This is a genomic window from Clostridium sp. Marseille-P299 (assembly GCF_900078195.1).
GTDB lineage: Bacteria > Bacillota > Clostridia > Lachnospirales > Lachnospiraceae > Lachnoclostridium.
Genome location: NZ_FJVE01000007.1, coordinates 1,201,366 through 1,220,467 on the forward strand (window position 1 = coordinate 1,201,366; position 19,102 = coordinate 1,220,467).

General features: G+C 33.7%; 16 protein-coding genes and 1 pseudogene. 15 read left to right on the top strand and 2 right to left on the bottom strand.

The genetic code is table 11. The features are described from left to right. Positions 1-34: 34 nt before the first annotated feature. The 10 genes from BN4220_RS13215 to BN4220_RS13260 all read left to right on the top strand — a co-directional run bounded on the left by BN4220_RS13215 (position 35) and on the right by BN4220_RS13260 (position 9,644). Positions 35-868, top strand: a complete 834-nt coding sequence (locus BN4220_RS13215) for a tRNA 2-thiocytidine biosynthesis TtcA family protein (protein ID WP_066717154.1) — start codon at positions 35-37, stop codon at positions 866-868. Between the two features lie 317 nt (positions 869-1,185). After that, entirely contained in the window at positions 1,186-2,301 is a 1,116-nt protein-coding gene (locus BN4220_RS13220) for an Ig-like domain-containing protein (protein WP_066717156.1), read from the top strand. 226 nt (positions 2,302-2,527) lie between these two features. Then, positions 2,528-3,382: a dTDP-4-dehydrorhamnose reductase gene (rfbD, locus tag BN4220_RS13225; protein WP_066717158.1), complete on the top strand. Its 855-nt coding sequence runs from the start codon at positions 2,528-2,530 to the stop codon at positions 3,380-3,382. A 49-nt stretch (positions 3,383-3,431) separates the two neighbouring features. Beyond that, the gene (locus BN4220_RS13230) at positions 3,432-4,694 is read left to right on the top strand and encodes a dicarboxylate/amino acid:cation symporter (protein ID WP_066717161.1); all 1,263 of its coding nucleotides are present in this window, start codon (positions 3,432-3,434) and stop codon (positions 4,692-4,694) included. Positions 4,695-4,706: 12 nt separating this feature from the next. After that, complete coding sequence (gene sdaAB, locus BN4220_RS13235; protein WP_066717163.1) at positions 4,707-5,366, top strand: L-serine ammonia-lyase, iron-sulfur-dependent subunit beta; 660 nt, start codon at positions 4,707-4,709, stop codon at positions 5,364-5,366. Positions 5,367-5,385: 19 nt separating this feature from the next. After that, entirely contained in the window at positions 5,386-6,261 is an 876-nt protein-coding gene (gene sdaAA / locus BN4220_RS13240) for an L-serine ammonia-lyase, iron-sulfur-dependent, subunit alpha (RefSeq protein WP_066717165.1), read from the top strand. A 442-nt stretch (positions 6,262-6,703) separates the two neighbouring features. Continuing rightward, entirely contained in the window at positions 6,704-7,714 is a 1,011-nt protein-coding gene (locus BN4220_RS13245) for a methionine ABC transporter ATP-binding protein (protein ID WP_066717168.1), read from the top strand. Beyond that, positions 7,707-8,372 carry a methionine ABC transporter permease gene (locus tag BN4220_RS13250; protein ID WP_066717172.1) on the top strand — a complete coding sequence of 222 codons (666 nt, stop codon included), beginning with the start codon at positions 7,707-7,709 and terminating at the stop codon, positions 8,370-8,372. The genes BN4220_RS13245 and BN4220_RS13250 overlap by 8 nt, the downstream gene beginning before the upstream one ends. A 50-nt stretch (positions 8,373-8,422) precedes the next feature. Continuing rightward, entirely contained in the window at positions 8,423-9,259 is an 837-nt protein-coding gene (locus BN4220_RS13255) for a MetQ/NlpA family ABC transporter substrate-binding protein (protein ID WP_066717174.1), read from the top strand. A 70-nt stretch (positions 9,260-9,329) separates the two neighbouring features. Beyond that, positions 9,330-9,644, top strand: coding sequence for a DUF1540 domain-containing protein (locus BN4220_RS13260; RefSeq protein WP_066717176.1), 315 nt, complete (start codon positions 9,330-9,332; stop codon positions 9,642-9,644). Positions 9,645-9,734: 90 nt separating this feature from the next. Here BN4220_RS13260 and BN4220_RS13265 read toward each other — a convergent pair whose 3' ends face one another. After that, entirely contained in the window at positions 9,735-10,712 is a 978-nt protein-coding gene (locus tag BN4220_RS13265; RefSeq protein WP_066717177.1) for a substrate-binding domain-containing protein, read from the bottom strand. Between the two features lie 286 nt (positions 10,713-10,998). On the opposite strand from BN4220_RS13265, the pseudogene BN4220_RS13270 reads away from it, so the two are divergent. The 4 genes and pseudogenes from BN4220_RS13270 to BN4220_RS13285 form a co-directional block, all read left to right on the top strand. Then, a pseudogene (locus BN4220_RS13270) lies at positions 10,999-11,507 on the top strand (IS30 family transposase); the annotation flags it as partial. Positions 11,508-11,989: 482 nt separating this feature from the next. Then, positions 11,990-12,862: a molybdate ABC transporter substrate-binding protein gene (gene modA, locus BN4220_RS13275; RefSeq protein WP_066717180.1), complete on the top strand. Its 873-nt coding sequence runs from the start codon at positions 11,990-11,992 to the stop codon at positions 12,860-12,862. A gap of 42 nt (positions 12,863-12,904) precedes the next feature. After that, complete coding sequence (modB, locus tag BN4220_RS13280) at positions 12,905-13,612, top strand: molybdate ABC transporter permease subunit (protein ID WP_066717183.1); 708 nt, start codon at positions 12,905-12,907, stop codon at positions 13,610-13,612. Beyond that, positions 13,603-14,676, top strand: coding sequence for a sulfate/molybdate ABC transporter ATP-binding protein (locus BN4220_RS13285; RefSeq protein WP_066717186.1), 1,074 nt, complete (start codon positions 13,603-13,605; stop codon positions 14,674-14,676). The genes modB and BN4220_RS13285 overlap by 10 nt, the downstream gene beginning before the upstream one ends. A gap of 842 nt (positions 14,677-15,518) precedes the next feature. Here BN4220_RS13285 and BN4220_RS13290 read toward each other — a convergent pair. Then, positions 15,519-17,912 carry a GH36-type glycosyl hydrolase domain-containing protein gene (locus tag BN4220_RS13290; RefSeq protein ID WP_066717188.1) on the bottom strand — a complete coding sequence of 798 codons (2,394 nt, stop codon included), beginning with the start codon at positions 17,910-17,912 and terminating at the stop codon, positions 15,519-15,521. Positions 17,913-18,336: 424 nt separating this feature from the next. On the opposite strand from BN4220_RS13290, the gene BN4220_RS13295 reads away from it, so the two are divergent. Then, the gene (locus tag BN4220_RS13295) at positions 18,337-18,945 is read left to right on the top strand and encodes a hypothetical protein (protein ID WP_066717189.1); all 609 of its coding nucleotides are present in this window, start codon (positions 18,337-18,339) and stop codon (positions 18,943-18,945) included. Positions 18,946-19,102: the final 157 nt, after the last annotated feature.

A 19,102-nucleotide genomic window follows, 5' to 3' on the forward strand; every position in this document is an offset into this window, starting at 1 on the left:
TGGTTTCGCGAGATTTTAAAATAGAGGTAACAGTATGGAACGTTATGAAGAAATTGAAAGAAGTATTATAAAGAAATATAGAAAACCAATTTGGAGAAAATTCACACAAGGTGTGAAAGAATATGATTTGATCAAAGAAGGGGATAAGATTGCAGTATGTATCTCTGGCGGTAAGGATTCAATGTTACTTGCTAAGTGTATGCAAGAATTACAGCGTCATGGTCGTATTCACTTTGACCTTGAATTCGTTGTAATGGACCCAGGTTATAATGATATTAACCGTCAAACAATCATTAACAATGCAAAATTATTAAATATACCAATTCATATATTTAACACAGAAATATTTGATATCGTTGCAGATATCGATGAGAGTCCATGTTATTTATGTGCAAGAATGCGTAGAGGATATCTATATAAGCATGCACAATCCCTTGGCTGTAATAAAATTGCACTTGGACATCACTTTGATGATGTTATTGAAACAATCTTAATGAGTATGTTATATGGAGCTCAAATCCAGACAATGATGCCAAAATTAAAGAGCACAAATCATGAAGGAATGGAGTTAATCCGTCCAATGTATTTAATCAAAGAAGCAGATATCATTGCTTGGAAAGATTACCATGATTTACAATTCATTCAATGTGCTTGTCGTTTCACTGAAAACTGCACATTATGTGATAATGGTGGCGGCGGTTCTAAGAGACAGGAGATGAAGAGCCTTATTAAGAAATTTAGACAGACCAATGAAGCAATTGAAATGAATATCTTTAAGAGCGTGTATAATGTTAATTTAAATACAGTTATTGCGTATCAAAAGGATGGAGAACGTCATCATTTCTTAGATACGTATGATGAAGAATAAAATTTATATTGTTTTAAAATGCAATTACATTAAAGGTTAATATAAAAGAAAAGGTTTCTACTTTGCGGTATTCGTTATGATTACTACATTAAAGCAAAGAAGAAACCTTTTTTCTATATTTATACTTCACTTTTGAATGACAATATCAATAAAAAAAGAGTTAAATATGGCTTTATATTAAATGGAAAAATATAGAAATAAATTATAGGTTATGATATAATATTCTTGTTCTGTATTATCAAGGCAATAGACAAAGTATTAAATATAAAGCTTGAATTAAAATACAGACAAAAAATATAAATAATAGGAGAACGGAGATGAAGAAATTAAATAAGGTTTTAATTTTACTTATGGTTGTACTAATAGCATTATCACCATTATTATATGAAACAAGTGCAAAAGCGAATGCAAAAAATCCTTATATATCACCTTGGACGGTTTCTATTAATGTAGGAGCAACACAAAAGCTATCAATGAAAGGATTAGCTAAGGGATCAGAAGTAAAATGGTCAAGTAATAATAAAAAAATTGCAACAGTAAGCAAATGGGGAACAGTAACAGGAGTTGCAGAAGGGAAAGCAACGATTACAGCAACGGTTGGAAAAAAGAAATACACTAGAGTAGTAACTGTGAAAAGTACTATTTCACCAAGATTTCCTGATGATGGAATAAGTGCATCTTTCATTATTACACCAGATGATCCTGAACATATAAAGCTAACGATAACGAATAATACTAAAAAAACAATTGGAATTGGTTATTTTGTTAGTTTACTAAATGTTGAAAAAAACAAATGTACAGCTCTAATATATAGAGAACAATCATTTGATAATTATAATTACGATCATAATATTGATGATGAATTAATAAAATCTGGCGAAACTATTACTTTGTCACTTGGTGACGGCTATTACGATTATGTTTTTGATTACTATGTCGATAATGATTCAAAATTAATTATGGGCGTAGCTTATGATAATAACACTTACGGTGTAACAGTAGATGCACAGGGTAAGGTTACTGTACTACAACCACAGTATTCCAAAGCAGAGTACCTAAAATATTTTGCAGCATATGGAATAATGTTGATTAAGAAAGAGTTAGAAAATCCAGATTCATTAACTATAAACAATATTTATTATAATGCTAATACTATTTATCTTGATTATAGTACGGTTAATTCGAACGGTGAAAGTACTCCGTTGCAAGCATATGTTACTCATGATAAAGCTCCTGTTTTTCTAGTTTATGATTATTTGTATAATAAAGAGTTTGGATATGTAATGAATTATTATTTTAAAGGAAAATTCAAAGGTAATACCGATGGAAAGCAAGATTTAAAAGAGATATTAACTCTTGTTGAACAGTTGGAGGCGAAAGGAGACTACGAATTTTATGAAATGCCTGAAATAAGGAAAAGCATGATGAAATAATGTAGTTTGTAAATTTATTTTTTATTCGAACAGCACTATTTGAATTAGAGGAAGAAGAATTCTTTCTAATCTAGTTCAAATAGTGTAGTTTTTTTATTTATAGGTAATATAAGCATAAATATATTGTTCAATAAATGAAAAAATTTAATTATCAATCTGATGTTATGAATTTTGTACTTTTTGGAACACTACATAAAAGAGTAAGTTTGAAATTGGAGGATTCTTTGTGAATAGTTTACAGAAAGTATGGATTGTTGGAGCCAATGGTAGAGTTGGGCATGAATTATTAAAATTATTCATGGAAAAAGAAATTGAGGTATTTTATACCGATGAGGATGAAATAGATATAGTAAAGATGGAGGATGTCATTAACTATGCCGATATGAACCGTCCACATGATATTATCAATTGCGCAGGTATGACAGATGTAACCGCTTGTGAAAATAATATGGATGCTGCATATAAAGTAAATGCAATTGGTGCCAGGAACCTAAGCATTGCAGCGAGAAAAGTGGGAGCACGTATGATTCAGCTTTCAACAGATGATGTATTTGATGGACAAACAGATCAGCCATATACAGAATTTGATACCCCAAATCCAAGGACTGTTTATGGAAAATCAAAACTTGCAGGAGAAAACTATGTAAGAGAATTAACTACAAAGCACATTATAATACGTAGCTCCTGGATTTTTGGTAGTGGTGAAAATTATGTAAAGAATTTATTAGAGGAAGCAAATCAAAATTACAATATTAGTGTTGCAAAAGATCAATTTGCCTCTCCAACCAGTGCAAAGCTCTTAGCACACATGATACTTTATTTAATGGATTTTGGTGAATATGGGTTATTTCATGTTACGTGTCAAGGAGTTTGCAGTAGGTATGAATTTGCCAATGAAGTATTACGTTTATCAGAAACTAAGGCTAGACTACATCCCGTTACAACGGAAAAGGATAAGTTAACAAATTATCGACCGACTTATTCTGTGCTTGATAATTTAATGCTTCGTTTATTAGGTATACCATTACTTCCGCCTTGGCAAGAAGCGCTAAAAGAATATATTCAAGCTATAAAAAAATAGTAACTATAAATATAGAAAGGCCTAAGATTAGTATGCTAAGGGTATAAAAATGAAAAAAAAGAGATTAGGATTAACTTCAAAAATATTTATTAGTTTAATATTAGGTGGAATTGTTGGAATTGTGTTGCATTATTACATTCCAGATTCTATAATAAAGAACAGGATTTTATTAAATGGAGTATTTTATGTAATTGGTAATGGCTTTCTTAGATTAATGCAAATGCTAGTGGTTCCATTAGTATTTACCTCATTAATCTGCGGAAGCATGTCTATGGGTGACTCAAAAAAGATAGGCACGATCGGTGTAAAAACAGTGCTGTTTTTTATTGTAACAACAGCATTTGCAATAACGATTGCTTTATTGATAGGTAAAATCATTAATCCCGGAGTAGGGCTTAATATGCAAATAACAGAAACGACAAGTGTGGATACTTCAAGTAAACAAAGTTTACCAGATACTATCTTAAATTTTATTCCTCAAAACCCAATACAGGCACTTGCTGAGGGGAATATGTTGCAAATTATTTTATTTGCAATTATTATAGGAATTATTCTAGCAAAACTAGGAGAGAGCGTAGCTACGGTAGGCAATTTCTTCAGTCAATTTAATGATATCATGATGCAAATGACAACAATGGTTATGAAGGTTGCTCCATATGGTGTATTTTGTTTAATTGCAAGAACATTTAGTACGATTGGTTTTGAAGCAATTTTACCATTATTAAAATATGCAATTGCAGTAATCGTTGCATTAGGTGTACAATGTTTTGGCGTGTATTTGTTGTTCTTGAAAGGATTTACAGGGCTTAATCCGTTTATATTTATAAAAAAATTCTTGCCAGTTATGGGGTTTGCCTTTTCGACTGCTACATCAAACGCTACCATTCCATTATCCATTGATACCCTATCAAAAAAACTAGGTGTATCGAAAAAGATATCTTCCTTTACTGTTCCACTTGGTGCAACCATTAATATGGACGGTACAGCAATCATGCAAGGGGTAGCGGTAATATTTGCTTCTCAGGCCTTTAATATTACGTTAACGCCGACAGATTATTTGACCGTTATTTCAACAGCGACTTTAGCATCCATTGGAACTGCAGGTGTCCCTGGTGTTGGTCTAATAACTCTTTCAATGGTATTTAATTCCGTTGGACTTCCAATTGAAGCAATCGCTTTAATTATGGGAATTGATCGTATACTAGATATGACAAGGACCGCAGTCAATGTAACAGGTGATGCAATATGTACGACCATTGTGGCCCATCGTGAAAATCTTGTGAATAAAGAGGTATATAACCAAAAAGAATAGGAGCTAAGTGTTATGAACATATTTGAAATCTTAGGTCCTGTTATGGTAGGGCCTTCAAGTTCACACACTGCAGGTGCGGTTAAAATTGGCTTAATAACAAGAAAATTGCTTGGTACACAACCGAAAAAAGCGTATATTTATCTACATGGATCATTTGCAGCAACAGGTGTTGGTCACGGGACCGATAAAGCTTTGATTGCAGGATTGTTAGGGATGTTACCAGATGATATGAATATACCAAATAGTTTTGAGATTGCAAAAAAGCAAGGAATGCAATATGTTTTTGAGCAAAAAACCATAAAAGATGCACATCCCAATACAACTATTTTGGAAGTTGAAAATGAAGAAAAAGAGAAACTATCACTTCAAGCTTCTTCTTTAGGTGGTGGAAGAATTGCAGTAACGAGAATCGATCGTTTGCTGGTTAATTTTACTGGAGAAAAACCAACACTAATTATTCAATCGATTGACCAAAAAGGATGTTTAGCAGGAGTAACAAAAACGATTTCAGATAATGAAATAAATATTGCAACCATGCAGCTTTATCGGGAAAAACGAGGTGGAGATGTCATTATGGTAATAGAAATGGATCAGCAAATAGCAGAGGAATCCCTTAGTTACTTAGAGGGCTTACAAGGAGTTAAGAAAGTAACGTATTTACTTACCGACTAGGTGAAAAAGGAGAACTAGCGTGTCTTTTAATTCAGTAGAATCCATCTTAAAAGTATGTAAAAAAGAAAATATCCATTTTGCACAAGCAATTCGAAAGGATGATTGTGAAGAAAGAGGAGTAGATGAAAAAGATTCAAAAGAAAAGATGAAACTTCTATGGCAAGCAATGTTAGAGGCTACGGCTTCTTATGATAAAGAATCTTTGTCAGCAAGTGGTCTAGTAGGTAAAGAAGGCGGATTAATGGAGGAATATCGAACTCGTGAAGAGAGCCTTTGCGGTGATTTTGTTTCCAAAGTTATATCAAGAGCCTTGCAAATGGGTGGCTCCAATGCATGTATGAAACGTATTGTTGCAGCTCCTACAGCAGGTGCATGCGGAGTGCTTCCAGCAGTTTTAACTAGTCTATATGAGGATAAAAACTTAGAGATAGAACAAATGTTGGATGCATTATATGTTAGTGCTGGAATGGGACAAGTGATTGCATCACGAGCGTTTATTTCAGGCGCGGCTGGTGGATGCCAAGCTGAGATTGGAAGTGCATCTGCTATGGCAGCAGCAGCTTTGGTCTCTTTAAAAGGCGGTGACAATGAACAAATCGCGAATGCAAGTGCCATGGCTTTAAAAAATCTACTTGGTCTTGTTTGTGATCCCGTTGGAGGCTTGGTTGAAGTTCCATGTGTAAAACGTAATGTAATAGGGGCAGTAAATGCTTTAGCCGCAGCAGATATGGCGCTTGCAGGAATCAAAAGTGCAATACCAGTAGATCAAGTTATTGATGCCATGCGCTCCGTTGGGGAAAGTATGGATGCGTCCTTACGAGAAACTGGATTTGGGGGGCTTGCTGCAACACCAAAAGCAAGAGAAATTGTTCGCCAGATGAAGCAAAAACGATAATTGCATATCATTCATTACTAGAATGTGTTTCTCTATTTTATGTGATTGGATGAACACATTTGGATAAAATATTAAATTTATATAAAATAATTCTTGACAACAAGAACAGGGTAGGCTATACTTTCATCAATAAATATCTTAATCATATCTAAATAGTAGGAATTAAGGAGAATAAGTATGTATCGATTAGTCATGTGTTGCTGTATGAAAATGATGAATAAGCTTAGCTGTGTGAAATGTCGAATGCATGCTTTAGAAAGCCAAGTAGTCGCTTTATAGACAGATTCTAACTATTTGGTACATACTAGATTTAAGCCGGATGCAGGAGATGAAAAGCATAGCTATTTTTAGCTAGCTGCTTTTAGATTACCTGCTTTTTTTTCGATATTTAGTAAATGAAAGTGGCCGATAATACAAAAAAGTATTGGAGGAAAAGAAAAGTATGAGAAGTCCGATAATTCGACTCGAAAATTTAGAGAAAATATATCGAACAAAAACCAATTCAGTCAAAGCTCTAGAGAATATAAATCTTGAAATTTATGAAGGAGAAATCTTTGGAATTATAGGTCTTAGCGGAGCTGGTAAAAGTACATTAGTACGATGTATTAATTTACTTGAAAAACCAACGGCAGGTTCTGTATTTTTTGAAGAAAAAGATTTAACAAAGTTATCTGCAAGAGCATTGCTTAAGGAAAGAAAAAGCATTGGAATGATCTTTCAACAGTTTAACCTTTTAATGCAAAGAACCGCTCTTGATAATATTTGTTATCCACTTGAAATTTCAGGAGTGAAAAAATCAGAAGCCAGAAAAAGAGCTCATGAACTTCTTGAAATGGTTGGTTTGGCAGATAAAGCAAAAGCTTATCCATCCCAATTATCTGGTGGACAAAAACAAAGAATAGCGATTGCTAGAGCACTTGCTAATAATCCAAAAGTACTTCTTTGTGATGAAGCAACCAGTGCATTAGATCCAACAACAACTAGATCAATCTTACAATTGCTAAAAGACATCAATAAGAAATTAGGAATTACCGTTATTGTAATTACACATGAAATGGCTGTTATTGAAGAAATTTGTGACCGCGTTGCAATTATTGATCAAAGTCATATTGCAGAAGTTGGAAGTGTACTTGAAATCTTTACAAGACCTAAGTCTGAGATTGCAAAGAAACTAGTATTTTCCAATGCTTCGAAAAAGGCAGAAATTGTACATGGAAATAAATATCGTATCATTTTTGATGGACGTTCTTCTTTTGAACCTGTCCTATCAAACTTGGTACTTGAATGTAAAACAGCAGTAAATATATTGTTTGCAGAAACTAGAAATATCGAAGGAAACGCCGTTGGTCAGATGATAATACAAGTACCAGATGAAGAGGTAATTACAAATCGAGTACTTAATTATTTAAATGAACACAATGTAAAATTTGAGGAGGTGGAAGAAGATGTTTGATAGTGCAACAATTCAAATGTTAGTGAAAGGATTAGGCGAATCATTATATATGATTTTCTTTTCCACATTCCTATCTTATGTAATCGGATTACCACTTGGTGTAATTTTAGTTGTTACTGATAAACAAGGAATCAGACCAATGCCAATAATAAACAAAGTTCTTGGTTTTATTGTTAATATACTACGTTCGGTACCATTTATTATTCTATTACTAGCAATCTCTCCATTTACACGTATGATTGTTGGAACAACATTAGGCACCAATGCAACAATAGTAGCCTTGGTAGTTTCTGCTTCACCATATATCGCACGACTTGTAGAGTCTTCCATTAAGGAAGTAGATGCTGGTGTGATAGAAGCGGCACAGTCTATGGGTTCAACACCATTTCAGATTGTGTGTAAGGTTTTAGTACCAGAAGCGAAACCATCTTTAATTGTTGGGGCAGCAATTGCAATTACAACAATTCTTGGATATACAGCGATGGCCGGTTTCGTAGGCGGTGGCGGTTTAGGTGATATCGCAATTCGTTATGGATATCAACGTTATCAAACTGACATTATGATGGTTACTGTTGTGATTTTAGTAATCTTAGTTCAAATATTCCAAGAGTTTGGTATTCGTTTAGCGAAAACAGGGGATAAAAGAATTAATAAGTAATTAGTAAGTTATAAAAATTAAAATAAAAGAGGTAATCAGGGAGGATTTTTATGAAAAAGAGTTTATTTGTAAAAGGATTAGCAGTTGTACTTAGTATTTCATTATTAACAGGATGTGGTTTAAAGTCCAATGATGCTGGTAAAAGTACAGAAGATTCAAAGAAAATTGTTGTTGGAGCAAGTCCTGCACCACACGCAGAAATCTTGAAGAAAGCAGCAGAACTATTAAAAGATAAAGGTTATGAACTTGAAATAATTGAATTTACGGATTATGTTCAACCAAACATCGCTTTAAATAACGGTGATATTGATGCAAACTATTTTCAACATCAACCATACTTAGATAAGTTTAACAAAGAGCAATCTGCAGACTTAGTAGCAGCTGGTGTAATTCATTATGAGCCTTTTGGTCTTTATCCAGGAAAAACAGCTACGATTGATCAATTAGCAGATAAAGCACAAATCGCAGTTCCGAATGATTCCTCCAATGAAGCAAGAGCTTTGATTTTATTAGAGGCACAAGGTTTAATCAAGTTAAAAGAGGGCGTTGGTTTTGAAGCTACAGTGAAAGATATTGCAGAAAATCCTAAGAATTTAGAAATTCTAGAAATTGCAGCAGAACAACTTCCACGTTCTTTACAAGATGTTGATATGGCTGTTATCAATGGTAATTATGCAATTGATGCTGGCTTAGATGTAAAAACAGATGCTATCGCAATTGAAGATGAAGATTCTATCAGTGCTAAAACTTATGGTAATATCTTAGCAGTAAAAGATGGAAATCAAGACAAAGAATCTATTAAAGCTTTAGTAGAAGTATTAAAGAGTGATGAAATTAGAACTTTTATTGAAGAAACTTATAATGGTGCAGTAGTACCAATGAAATAATTTAATGTAATATTTTTTTCATAACTGAGAACACTATCTTTGTAGACTATAGAAAGATAGGAGATTTGTTATGACTGATCTAAAATGTAGTGTAGTGAATTGTGTTCACAACTGTGATCATTTATGCGAGATGAATACAATTGAAGTAAAAGGGCGTAGCGCAAATAACTCAGAGTCAACTTGTTGTTCAACTTTCCATGATGACAATGGTAACACAACAAGAAATAGTATAGGTGACGCAGCTCCTGAAACAAATATTGAATGTAGTGCAGAAGCATGTAAGTACAATAAAAATTTAAAATGTTATGCAGAGCAAATAACAATAAGTGGAGCCGGTGCTAGTAATTCTGAAAGGACAGAGTGTGCAACGTTCACTGTAGCTTAGGTAGATAGAAAGGGTTGTTACAAAATAGAGTTTTATATGTAATTTACATATGAATCAAATCTATTTTGTAACAGCCCTTTTTTAGTTTTATTATAATATTTGCTTTCCCATCTCTTTTGTATTAAAGTTTCCAAGTAAATCGATTTCTCTACGAAATTCTTCGCTTTGAATCGTGGAAATAATAAGTTTAATTATCGGATGCTCAGCATCAGTTTCTCGGATTATTAAATCATAGCTTTCTTCTTTCAGTGGCAAAAATTCAATGGAATCTAGGTCTTTGCATGCCTTAGCGGTTCCTAGACCAAAATCGCCTTCATTTCTTGCAATAAGCGATGCTACAGCAAGATGAGAGTTTACCTCTTTATTATATCCTGGAAGGTTGGTTGGTAAAATACCTAGTTTATTAAGCATACTGTCTAGTAAGATTCGGGTACCACTTCCTTTTTCACGATTAACATATCGAATATCTCTTCTTGATAAATCCTCAAATCCTGAGATTTTCTTTGGATTTCCTTTCAACACATAAAAACCCTGCATTCTTTTAACAAGATGATAAATTCGTACTTTAATCCCAGGTAAGAGTTTTGAGGCATATGTAACGTTATAGGAATCCGTTTCTGCATCCCAAAGATGGGCGGTAGCAATATGCACTTGACCTTGATACATAGCGTATAAACCATTATAACTGCCAAGATAAGAACGTAAAATATTTGGCCGGAATGTATTTGTATTAATTTTATTAGCAAGGATATCAAGCAACATATCTTGTCCACATAAAATAATGGAAGATGAGTCACTTTCTTTTATATAAGAAGTATTATGCTTATTTTGGGGAAGTTCCATAAAAGTTTGCTGAAAGGATGGATTGGATTCATCGTTTAATTTTTGTGCAGGAGCAGGAGTCTGATTATTTTGTAGTAAATGAGTTATATCACGTTTTTGAATACGTAATTGCTTTCCAAGTTTTGTGGCAGGGATATCCCCACGTTTTATCATTTCATAAACAGTTGTTTTCTTTATTTTTAGTAAATCAGCTACCTCTTGTGGGGTGAATACGTCTTGTTCCATTGCAATTCTCCAATCTTTGTTTCTTATGTTCGATTATAAACGTTATTGGAATATCCGTCAATTCTTCCATCAATACTTAACTAATTTGATATCATTACAAAACATTACAAAACGTTATTACGAATTTAAAATAATGACTCAATTGTAAATCGAAATGCAATCCTTCCAATTTCATATTGAGTAATAATACTTAAATAAAATATCTATACCAAGTGTTTGCACCTTGGCTTACAAAAAGATTGGTTGATACCAGTCTTTTTTGTTTCCATAAGTAAAAAATTCATATATCCTATAAATGTTGGCAGTGGAGTCTAGTCTTATGCTTGCATTTTTAAGAGATGCAAACACTTCAAAATCAGTTATTGATGTATTCAACCATCTCGATCAAACTCTTGGGAATAGTCTGTTTAGCAAACTGTTTCCCGTAATTCTTACCGATAATGGAAGTGAGTTTTCTAATCCAAGAGCGATTGAATACCGTGAAACAATACTATCTTTGCGAACTAATGTATTTTACTGTGATGCGGGGAGTCCTTATCAAAAGGAGCAATTGAAGTAAACCATGAGCTGATCCGAAGAATTCTACCCAAGGGCACAAGTTTCAATCATCTTACACAAGAAGATATAAACTTAATGATGGACCATATCAATTCTTACAAAAGAAAAAAGCTAAACAATCGTAGTCCCTACGAAACATTCAGCTTTTATCACGGAGAAGAAGTTTTACATAAACTTGGATGTATACCGGTTGCAGCCAGTGACATCATGCTAAAACCTGCTCTTCTCAAAAAATAATTATTATGCATGCCGCCAACCACTCATCTGTCTATGGAATGTAGGGGTGGATTCTCCGATTACAAATTTAATCGAGAGGGAGTCGACCTCCTTTTAGCATGCTTGTAATTATTATAATACTTCAATAAAAGCTAAAAATCAAACTGCATTTGGATTACAAAAACTGCATCTCGTTTACAAAACCTGCATTTAGGTTACAAAAGTGGCGTTTCGTTTACAAATATTTAATTGTCAGTTACAAAAATGGCATCTCAGTTTACAAAGTGGCATCTCATGCTACATGTGAGTTCCAATTTCATATTGAGTAATAATACTGATTTAAAATAATGAAACACAAAACTAAACAAAACAAAACGAACAATAATAAACGAAAATGAATAATAATGAACATAATAGGTTGACATTTCTTATTTTCGTTGCTAAAATGGTCAAGGTAAAAGCTAGGTCTAATTAAAGTTAACTTAGCGTGAAAGGAGCATTTTATGAAAAAAAGTATATTAACAAAGTTTTTGGTATTTTTTATGAGTGTAGTTATGTTAACCGCTTGTAGTACCAAAGGAGCAAACCAGGGAGATAATGCAACAAGCGAGGAGAACAATATAACAACGGAAGGAGATAATACTTCCAATGATGGTACGTTAGAAAGTGCGAAGGTTTATGTATTTATAGCAGCTAGTTTAAGCAATGCAATGGAAACTATTCAAAAAAAATATAATGAAATTCAGCCAAATGTTGAACTTATTTTTAACGCGGATAGTTCAGGAACTCTAAAGACACAAATTGAAGAAGGTGCAGAATGTGATATCTTCTTTTCCGCAGCAATGAAACAGATGAATGAGTTAAATGAAGCTGGATACATAGAAAATGATTCTATAATAAAATTACTTGAAAATCAGGTTGTATTAATCAAACCAAAGGGAAGTGAAACAACAGTAACTGGTTTTGATAATATTACAAACGCTAAAAACTTAGCTTTGGCTGGAGAAGATGTTCCAGTAGGAGCTTATGCAAGAGAGATTTTCACAAACATGGGAATTCTTGATTCTGTTATGGCGATGGAAATTAACGAATGTGCTAACGTGTCTGCTGTTTTAGCTGCTGTTAGTGAAGCAAGCAATGAAGTTGGTATCGTTTATAAAACAGATGCGTATTCTGCATTAGATTCTGTAGAAATTATGACAAGTGCACCTTCAGAATACTTAAAGACACCTGTTATTTATCCAGTAGGAATGGTTACAAATAAAGAAGCAGATGCTAATCAAAAAAATGCAGCAAAGGACTTCTTAGAATTCCTTAAAACAGATGAAGCTATAAAAGTATTTGAAGAATATGGTTTTGTAGGATATAATGAATAAGTTCGATAAATTCTTACACAGAACAACATAAGGAGATTACCCATGGGAGAGTTTTTGGCTGAGATAAATTGGAGTCCGTTGTTCATATCACTTAAGACTGGATTTGTTGCCACCATCATTGCCTTTTTCATGGGTATTTTTGCGGCATCAAAAGTCATGCGAGTGAATCAGCGTATAAAATGGATATTAGATGGTATTTTTACACTGCCGCTAGTATTACCACCAACCGTTGCTGGTTTTTTCTTATTGCTACTTTTTAGTTTAAAAAGACCTTTTGGTATGTACTTATATGAGAATTTTGATATAAAATTGGTACAAACTTGGCCAGGCTGTGTTGTTGCGGCATGTGTTATTGCATTTCCGCTAATGTATCGTAACACTAGGGCAGCATTTGAACAGGTGGATATTCAATTAATTTATGCTGGTAGAACCCTTGGAATGTCTGAAACAAAAATATTTTGGAAAATAATTATACCACTTGCTGGCCCAGGAATTGCATCAGGAACAATTCTAGCTTTTGCAAGAGCTCTTGGAGAATATGGAGCAACAAGCATGTTAGCGGGAAATATATTAGGAAAAACTCGTACAATTGCTGTGGCTATCGCCTCAGAAGTAGCTGCTGGAAACTATGATAGGGCAGGATTTTGGGTAGCAGTAATTATGATTCTATCCTTCTTGGTTATCTTTCTAATGAATGTGATTTCAGGTAAGGGTATGAAAGGCATTGGAGGGGAAAGTTCATGGCGATAAACGTTGATATCAAAAAGAAATTAAAAGGATTTTCCTTAGATGTTAATTTCCAAAAGGGCGATGAAAGATTAGGAATTCTAGGAGCCTCTGGTGGTGGAAAAAGCATGACTTTAAAGTGCATTGCAGGTATTGAAACACCCGATTCTGGAACTATCGTCTTAAATAATCGTGTTTTATTTGATTCAAATAAAAAGATAAATTTAAAACCTCAAGATAGAAATGTAGGTTATTTGTTTCAAAATTATGCATTGTTTCCGAATATGACAGTGGAAGAGAACGTGGCAGTTGGTTTAAAACTAAAAAGAGAAGAAAAAGCAGATATCGTTGCAGACTGTATGAAACGTTTTAAACTGAAAGGTTTGGAGAAACGCTATCCAAGACAACTTTCTGGCGGGCAGCAGCAAAGAGTAGCGTTAGCAAGAATTCTTGCATACCAACCAGAGGTCATCATGTTAGATGAACCGTTTTCTGCTTTGGATAGCTTTTTAAAAGATGCTCTTCAAGATCAATTACTAGAAATGCTTGAAGGTTATGCTGGCGATATTATCGTAGTATCTCACAACCGTGATGAAATATATAAATTCTGTGAAAAATTAGTAGTAGTTTCATCTGGAAGGTCCATTCATTATGGCAGTACGAAACAGATTTTTAAGTATCCTAAATATGCAGAAGCAGCAAAGCTAACGGGATGTAAAAATATTTCAAGAATTAAAAAACTAGCATCCAATCGCCTTTATGCAGAGTCATGGGGTGTAGAGTTAGTTACAGAACAAGAAATTAGTGATGCAATACGATACGTTGGTATTCGTGCTCACAGTTTTGTTCCATGCACATCCATGGAACAAGAAAATAGCATGGAAATACAGATGGATGCAATTTTTGAAACACCTTTTGAAATGCAGTATAAGATATCCAATAAGAATATGAATGATGCCGATAAAGAAGACAATGAAGAAGCAAGCTTGCGATGGTATTTACCAAAAGCAGTTTTAAAGTCTCAATTGAAGGAAGAATTGCCGAGGTATATTTCATTGCCAAAAGAAGAGTTGCTGTTGTTGGAATGATTGTTGGAATATTGAAGAAGGCTATTGATGAAGAAAGCTACCTAAATATTCTCTCGAGTATTAGATTACGAAAGTAAGTATATCTAAGTCGAATATATTGTTATCTAGAGTGTCCGTGACCGATGGCAATTCGCCATCCATGGCTCAGTGCCATCTTGATTCGCCGTCCATGGCGAATCATCACTCAGGTTTTCTATATTCGACTAAGATATGCTAACTTTCTCCAGATAATATCTCGAGAATATTTAGGTAGCTTTCTTCTTTCGTTAGGTTGTTGCTGTCGTTTTTAATTGGAGAAACCATGAATCTTTGGATTATATTATTAAAAGGCGATATAATTGATGTTTTTAGTGAGTAAGATACAAGTGTGGATGTGCTTTTTGTTTGGTAAGATTGAGACGGGATTGTATAAAGAGTTGTTTAAGATATTATAATAAGGCACTTTACGATTTTACATGTCCAGACGAGGTCTTATGTATGGATTTCGTAAATAAGTGCCTTATTATGGGGAATAACTGATGATTATGTTTTTAGAGATAAGTTTAAAATAATTTTTTCATCCATTCATGAAATCACTTATTGATAGGGTAGGGCTACATTAACTATTCTAAATAAGCTAATTATTGTTTAAATAATAAATCATGTATAATGGGATACTTTCTTCGTCTTCAAATTTGATGATGTGGCCATCATTGATTATAGCTACCTGACTGTTTACTTCATAATTAAGTAGACAATCGTCTAAAGAAATCGCATCTAAATTCATTGATAAACTCCTGTACAAGTTTATTATATTTTATGCGTTTGTTTTCAATTAATAACTATAATCCTATAAATTCCTATTACAAAACTAATAAAATATCGTTTTTATCCTTTAATTGATCAGCTCTTACATAGTTCTTATCAAGTTTTTCTCCGTTGAGAAAACATTCTTTATAGGAACTTTGCAATCCGTCTGGATTCTTGATTGTTATGTTTAATTCTTTTCCACGGAATTGTTTGGTAATTGTAACTTCTGGCCATTCACTTGGTATAGCAGGAGCAATTAGCAAACCATCTGGGTCTGGGCGCATACCAAGAATTCCTTCTATACAACCCACCATAACTGTTGAAGCTGTACCAGTAAGCCAATGAACATGTGATCGGCCTTCAAATGGACTTTCTACGGATTCTGTAAATTGTCCGTGAACATAAGGCTCTAAAACACGTACATCTGCATTATCATTTTGAGTGGCTGGTGAGCTTTCGGTAAAATACTCATAAGCACGATTTCCGTGACCCATCAAGGCTTCCGCTAAAATAATCCAACCCTGTGGTTGTGAAAATATACCACCATTTTCTTTGGTTGATGGGTTAAATAGGATAGCCATAGCTCCTTCAAATGCATGGTCACGGTAAGATGGAGCCATGATTCTAACACCGTATTTGGTATTTAATTCTCTATGTACGGATTCTAGCGCTTTTTCTGCTTGTTCTTCACTAGCAAAACCACTAATTACAGCCCATGACTGAGGATTTACCCACATGCTAGCTTCTAGATCATGTTTTGAACCAATCACTTGGCCATCTTCTTTATAACCACGAATAAAGCGATCATCTTCCCAGCAAAGGGTTTGAATTTTATCCCCCAACTCTTTTTGGGCTTTATTTAAAAATTCAATATATGCTGTATCATTTTTGTCTACTGCAAAATCACGTAAAATGCTCATAGCATAATAAAGTTGTAAGGCTACAAAGGTAGATTCTCCTTTTTTACCAAGTCGCAAACAATCATTCCAGTCCGCATGAAGGCCAGCAGGCATACCATGGTTACCACTGCGTTCCATAGAGAATTGAATCGCTCTCTTTAAGTGATCATATACAGTTCCTTCTTCTTTATTCGCGTATGGTATCACTTCATCAAGAAATGCTTTATTTCCTGTTTCGCCGATGTATTTTAGAATAGTAGGGAACAGCCATAAAGCGTCGTCGGCACGATAGGCAGGATGGCCAGTTGCTTGTACATAAGACATATCATCAGGGGTATCCTCATGACCTGCATTGTGAGTAAATTTAACCAATGGCAAACCACCACCATTATTCACCTGTGCCGATAACATAAAACGTATCTTTTCCGCTGCCAATTCAGGATCAAGGTGAATAATGCCTTGAATATCTTGAACAGTATCACGGTATCCATAACCGTTTCGCAATCCGCAATAAATAAAGGAAGCCGCTCTTGACCAAATAAATGTGATGAAGCATTGGTACGCATTCCAAGTATTTACCATATTATTGAAGTTAATATCTGGTGTATTAACAACAAAATTACTTAATTTTGAATGCCAATACGTCTTTAATTCTTCTAATTCATTTTCTACAATAGAAGTATCTTCGTACTGTTTTAATAAAAGATCGGCTTCTTTATTTGTTTTGCGACCAAGAACCAATACAAATTCCTTGGTTTCTCCCGGCTGTAATTCTAGAATTGTATGTAAAGCTCCACATGCATTTGAATTGTAGTTAAGTACATTGTCACACATTCCTTTTTCAACAGCGATTGGATTGTGATAACCATGATAGCGACCGAGGAATGCAGTCTTATCTCCATTATAAGATACTATTTCTTGGCCTACTAAACCAAAAAATCGTTCTTGATGGTTGCTTCCTTCTGCATCTTTTCCGCTGTTTTCATTAATGGTTTGAAGGATTTTATTACGTTTAAAATAAGTTTTTGTAATAAATAAAGTATATTGTAAATTTACTTGATCGTTTTCATAAAAGCTTTCATTTGTAAATTCGATAAAACCAAACGCAGAAATTGTGCGTTGTTTGATATCGTTATTTGTTACTTTGACACGCCATACCTCATGAGTTTTGTTAAGGGGAACATAATAAAGGGCTTCGGTACTAATGTTGCTGTAGTCTGATTTGATCACTGTATAAGCTGTACCATGGCGACATTCACTATGATATGTACTAAGATCTTTACTAACTGGTTGCCAAGAGTTTGACCAATAATCGCCCGTTTCATCATCACGTAAATAAATGTATCTACCAGGCTTATCTTCTCCGTTAAAAACATATCGAGAGATTCTACCATTTGCACCGCTCTTAACAAAACTATAACCTCCAGCATTGTTTGATATGATAGCACCATATTCTGGCGATCCTAAATAGTTAGCCCAAGGTGCTGGAGTATTGGGTTTTGTAATTACATATTCTCTGTTTGCTTCATCAAAGTAACCATAATTCATAGCTTTTCTCCTTTTCAATATAAATTTACCTAACAATTGATAAAAATACCGGTCCGCATACATATACGCACAAATTTCATAAAGTGGTAAATAATTAAAACAGATAAAACTTCACAAATTACAAATTTTGCATATGGAATATTATACCATATTGAGCTTAACTAAACAATGAAAAACATAGCTTAAAAAAGACTAAATTAGCTAAAAATTACCTTATTTTAACTTAAAATATTCAGTTTATATTTCAGATTAAATTTTAGATTAAATTATAAAGTTACCATTACTTTAGTTTCAGGAACTTGTATAAAAGTACGTAATTCAAGTGTTTCAAGTGTTTATGCAAGAGCATTTTAACAATACCTAGAAACAATATGAACCATAAAGCATATGTTAAATGAAGGAATAAAATAGGATTGTTTTTTGTATGGAAAATCGAGAAGAGTTTTGTAGTAGGGATGATGTTTATAATAATACAAAAGAGTTTGAAGAATGTGACTATACTCAAACAGCAGAGGAAAGTCAAAGTGCTATTAAAAGTCAGGTATTTGGATTTCAAGCAATCTATGGAACCGTAACTAATGTAAATGTAGTATATTCTGAAACAGATCCAGCGTGTATTGATTATTACGATCTTAGCGTACTTACGAATACCAATAGTGAGGCTCATTTTATTTTAAGTGGATATACGTACTTTGTTGACTGTTTTTATTATGAAGTTGGTATGAAAATTGTTGGTTTTTATGATACATCACTGCCAATGCTTCTTATTTACCCACCACAATATCAAATTAGAGTTATTGCATTGGATTTACCAAACAGATTGGTGAAGGCTGACTTTTTTAATTGTTTTTTAGTTAGTTATGATAATCAACTTCGTCTCGAAATTACAAATAACACGTATATCATAAGTGAAATGCAAGGAACGCCTTATTGTGGGAATATATCAAATAAATTTATGATTGTTTTATATGATAGATCAACAAGAAGTATACCGGCAATTACACATCCAAATGTAGTCATTGTCCTTCGATAGAATTTGTGTGCTAGTCACAGGTTATAAAATAAGAAATAAAATTAATAATAAAAAAGAGATAACTTAGAATTCATCACTAAAATCCTTGTGAATCTAAGTTATCTCTTTTATTTCATAAATACTTCAGTCCACAAAATAAAAAGTGCGGCTGTACTTA

Bases quoted from the DNA above. Each gene is read 5' to 3' on its own strand.
- BN4220_RS13215 (WP_066717154.1), top strand. From the start codon at position 35: ATGGAACGTTATGAAGAAATTGAAAGAAGTATTATAAAGAAATATAGA.
- BN4220_RS13290 (WP_066717188.1), bottom strand. From the start codon at position 17,912: ATGAATTATGGTTACTTTGATGAAGCAAACAGAGAATATGTAATTACA.
- modB (WP_066717183.1), top strand. From the start codon at position 12,905: ATGGGAGAGTTTTTGGCTGAGATAAATTGGAGTCCGTTGTTCATATCA.
- BN4220_RS13260 (WP_066717176.1), top strand. From the start codon at position 9,330: ATGACTGATCTAAAATGTAGTGTAGTGAATTGTGTTCACAACTGTGAT.
- BN4220_RS13250 (WP_066717172.1), top strand. From the start codon at position 7,707: ATGTTTGATAGTGCAACAATTCAAATGTTAGTGAAAGGATTAGGCGAA.
- BN4220_RS13265 (WP_066717177.1), bottom strand. From the start codon at position 10,712: ATGGAACAAGACGTATTCACCCCACAAGAGGTAGCTGATTTACTAAAA.
- sdaAB (WP_066717163.1), top strand. From the start codon at position 4,707: ATGAACATATTTGAAATCTTAGGTCCTGTTATGGTAGGGCCTTCAAGT.
- BN4220_RS13245 (WP_066717168.1), top strand. From the start codon at position 6,704: ATGAGAAGTCCGATAATTCGACTCGAAAATTTAGAGAAAATATATCGA.
- BN4220_RS13255 (WP_066717174.1), top strand. From the start codon at position 8,423: ATGAAAAAGAGTTTATTTGTAAAAGGATTAGCAGTTGTACTTAGTATT.
- BN4220_RS13230 (WP_066717161.1), top strand. From the start codon at position 3,432: ATGAAAAAAAAGAGATTAGGATTAACTTCAAAAATATTTATTAGTTTA.
- modA (WP_066717180.1), top strand. From the start codon at position 11,990: ATGAAAAAAAGTATATTAACAAAGTTTTTGGTATTTTTTATGAGTGTA.
- BN4220_RS13285 (WP_066717186.1), top strand. From the start codon at position 13,603: ATGGCGATAAACGTTGATATCAAAAAGAAATTAAAAGGATTTTCCTTA.
- BN4220_RS13295 (WP_066717189.1), top strand. From the start codon at position 18,337: ATGGAAAATCGAGAAGAGTTTTGTAGTAGGGATGATGTTTATAATAAT.
- BN4220_RS13220 (WP_066717156.1), top strand. From the start codon at position 1,186: ATGAAGAAATTAAATAAGGTTTTAATTTTACTTATGGTTGTACTAATA.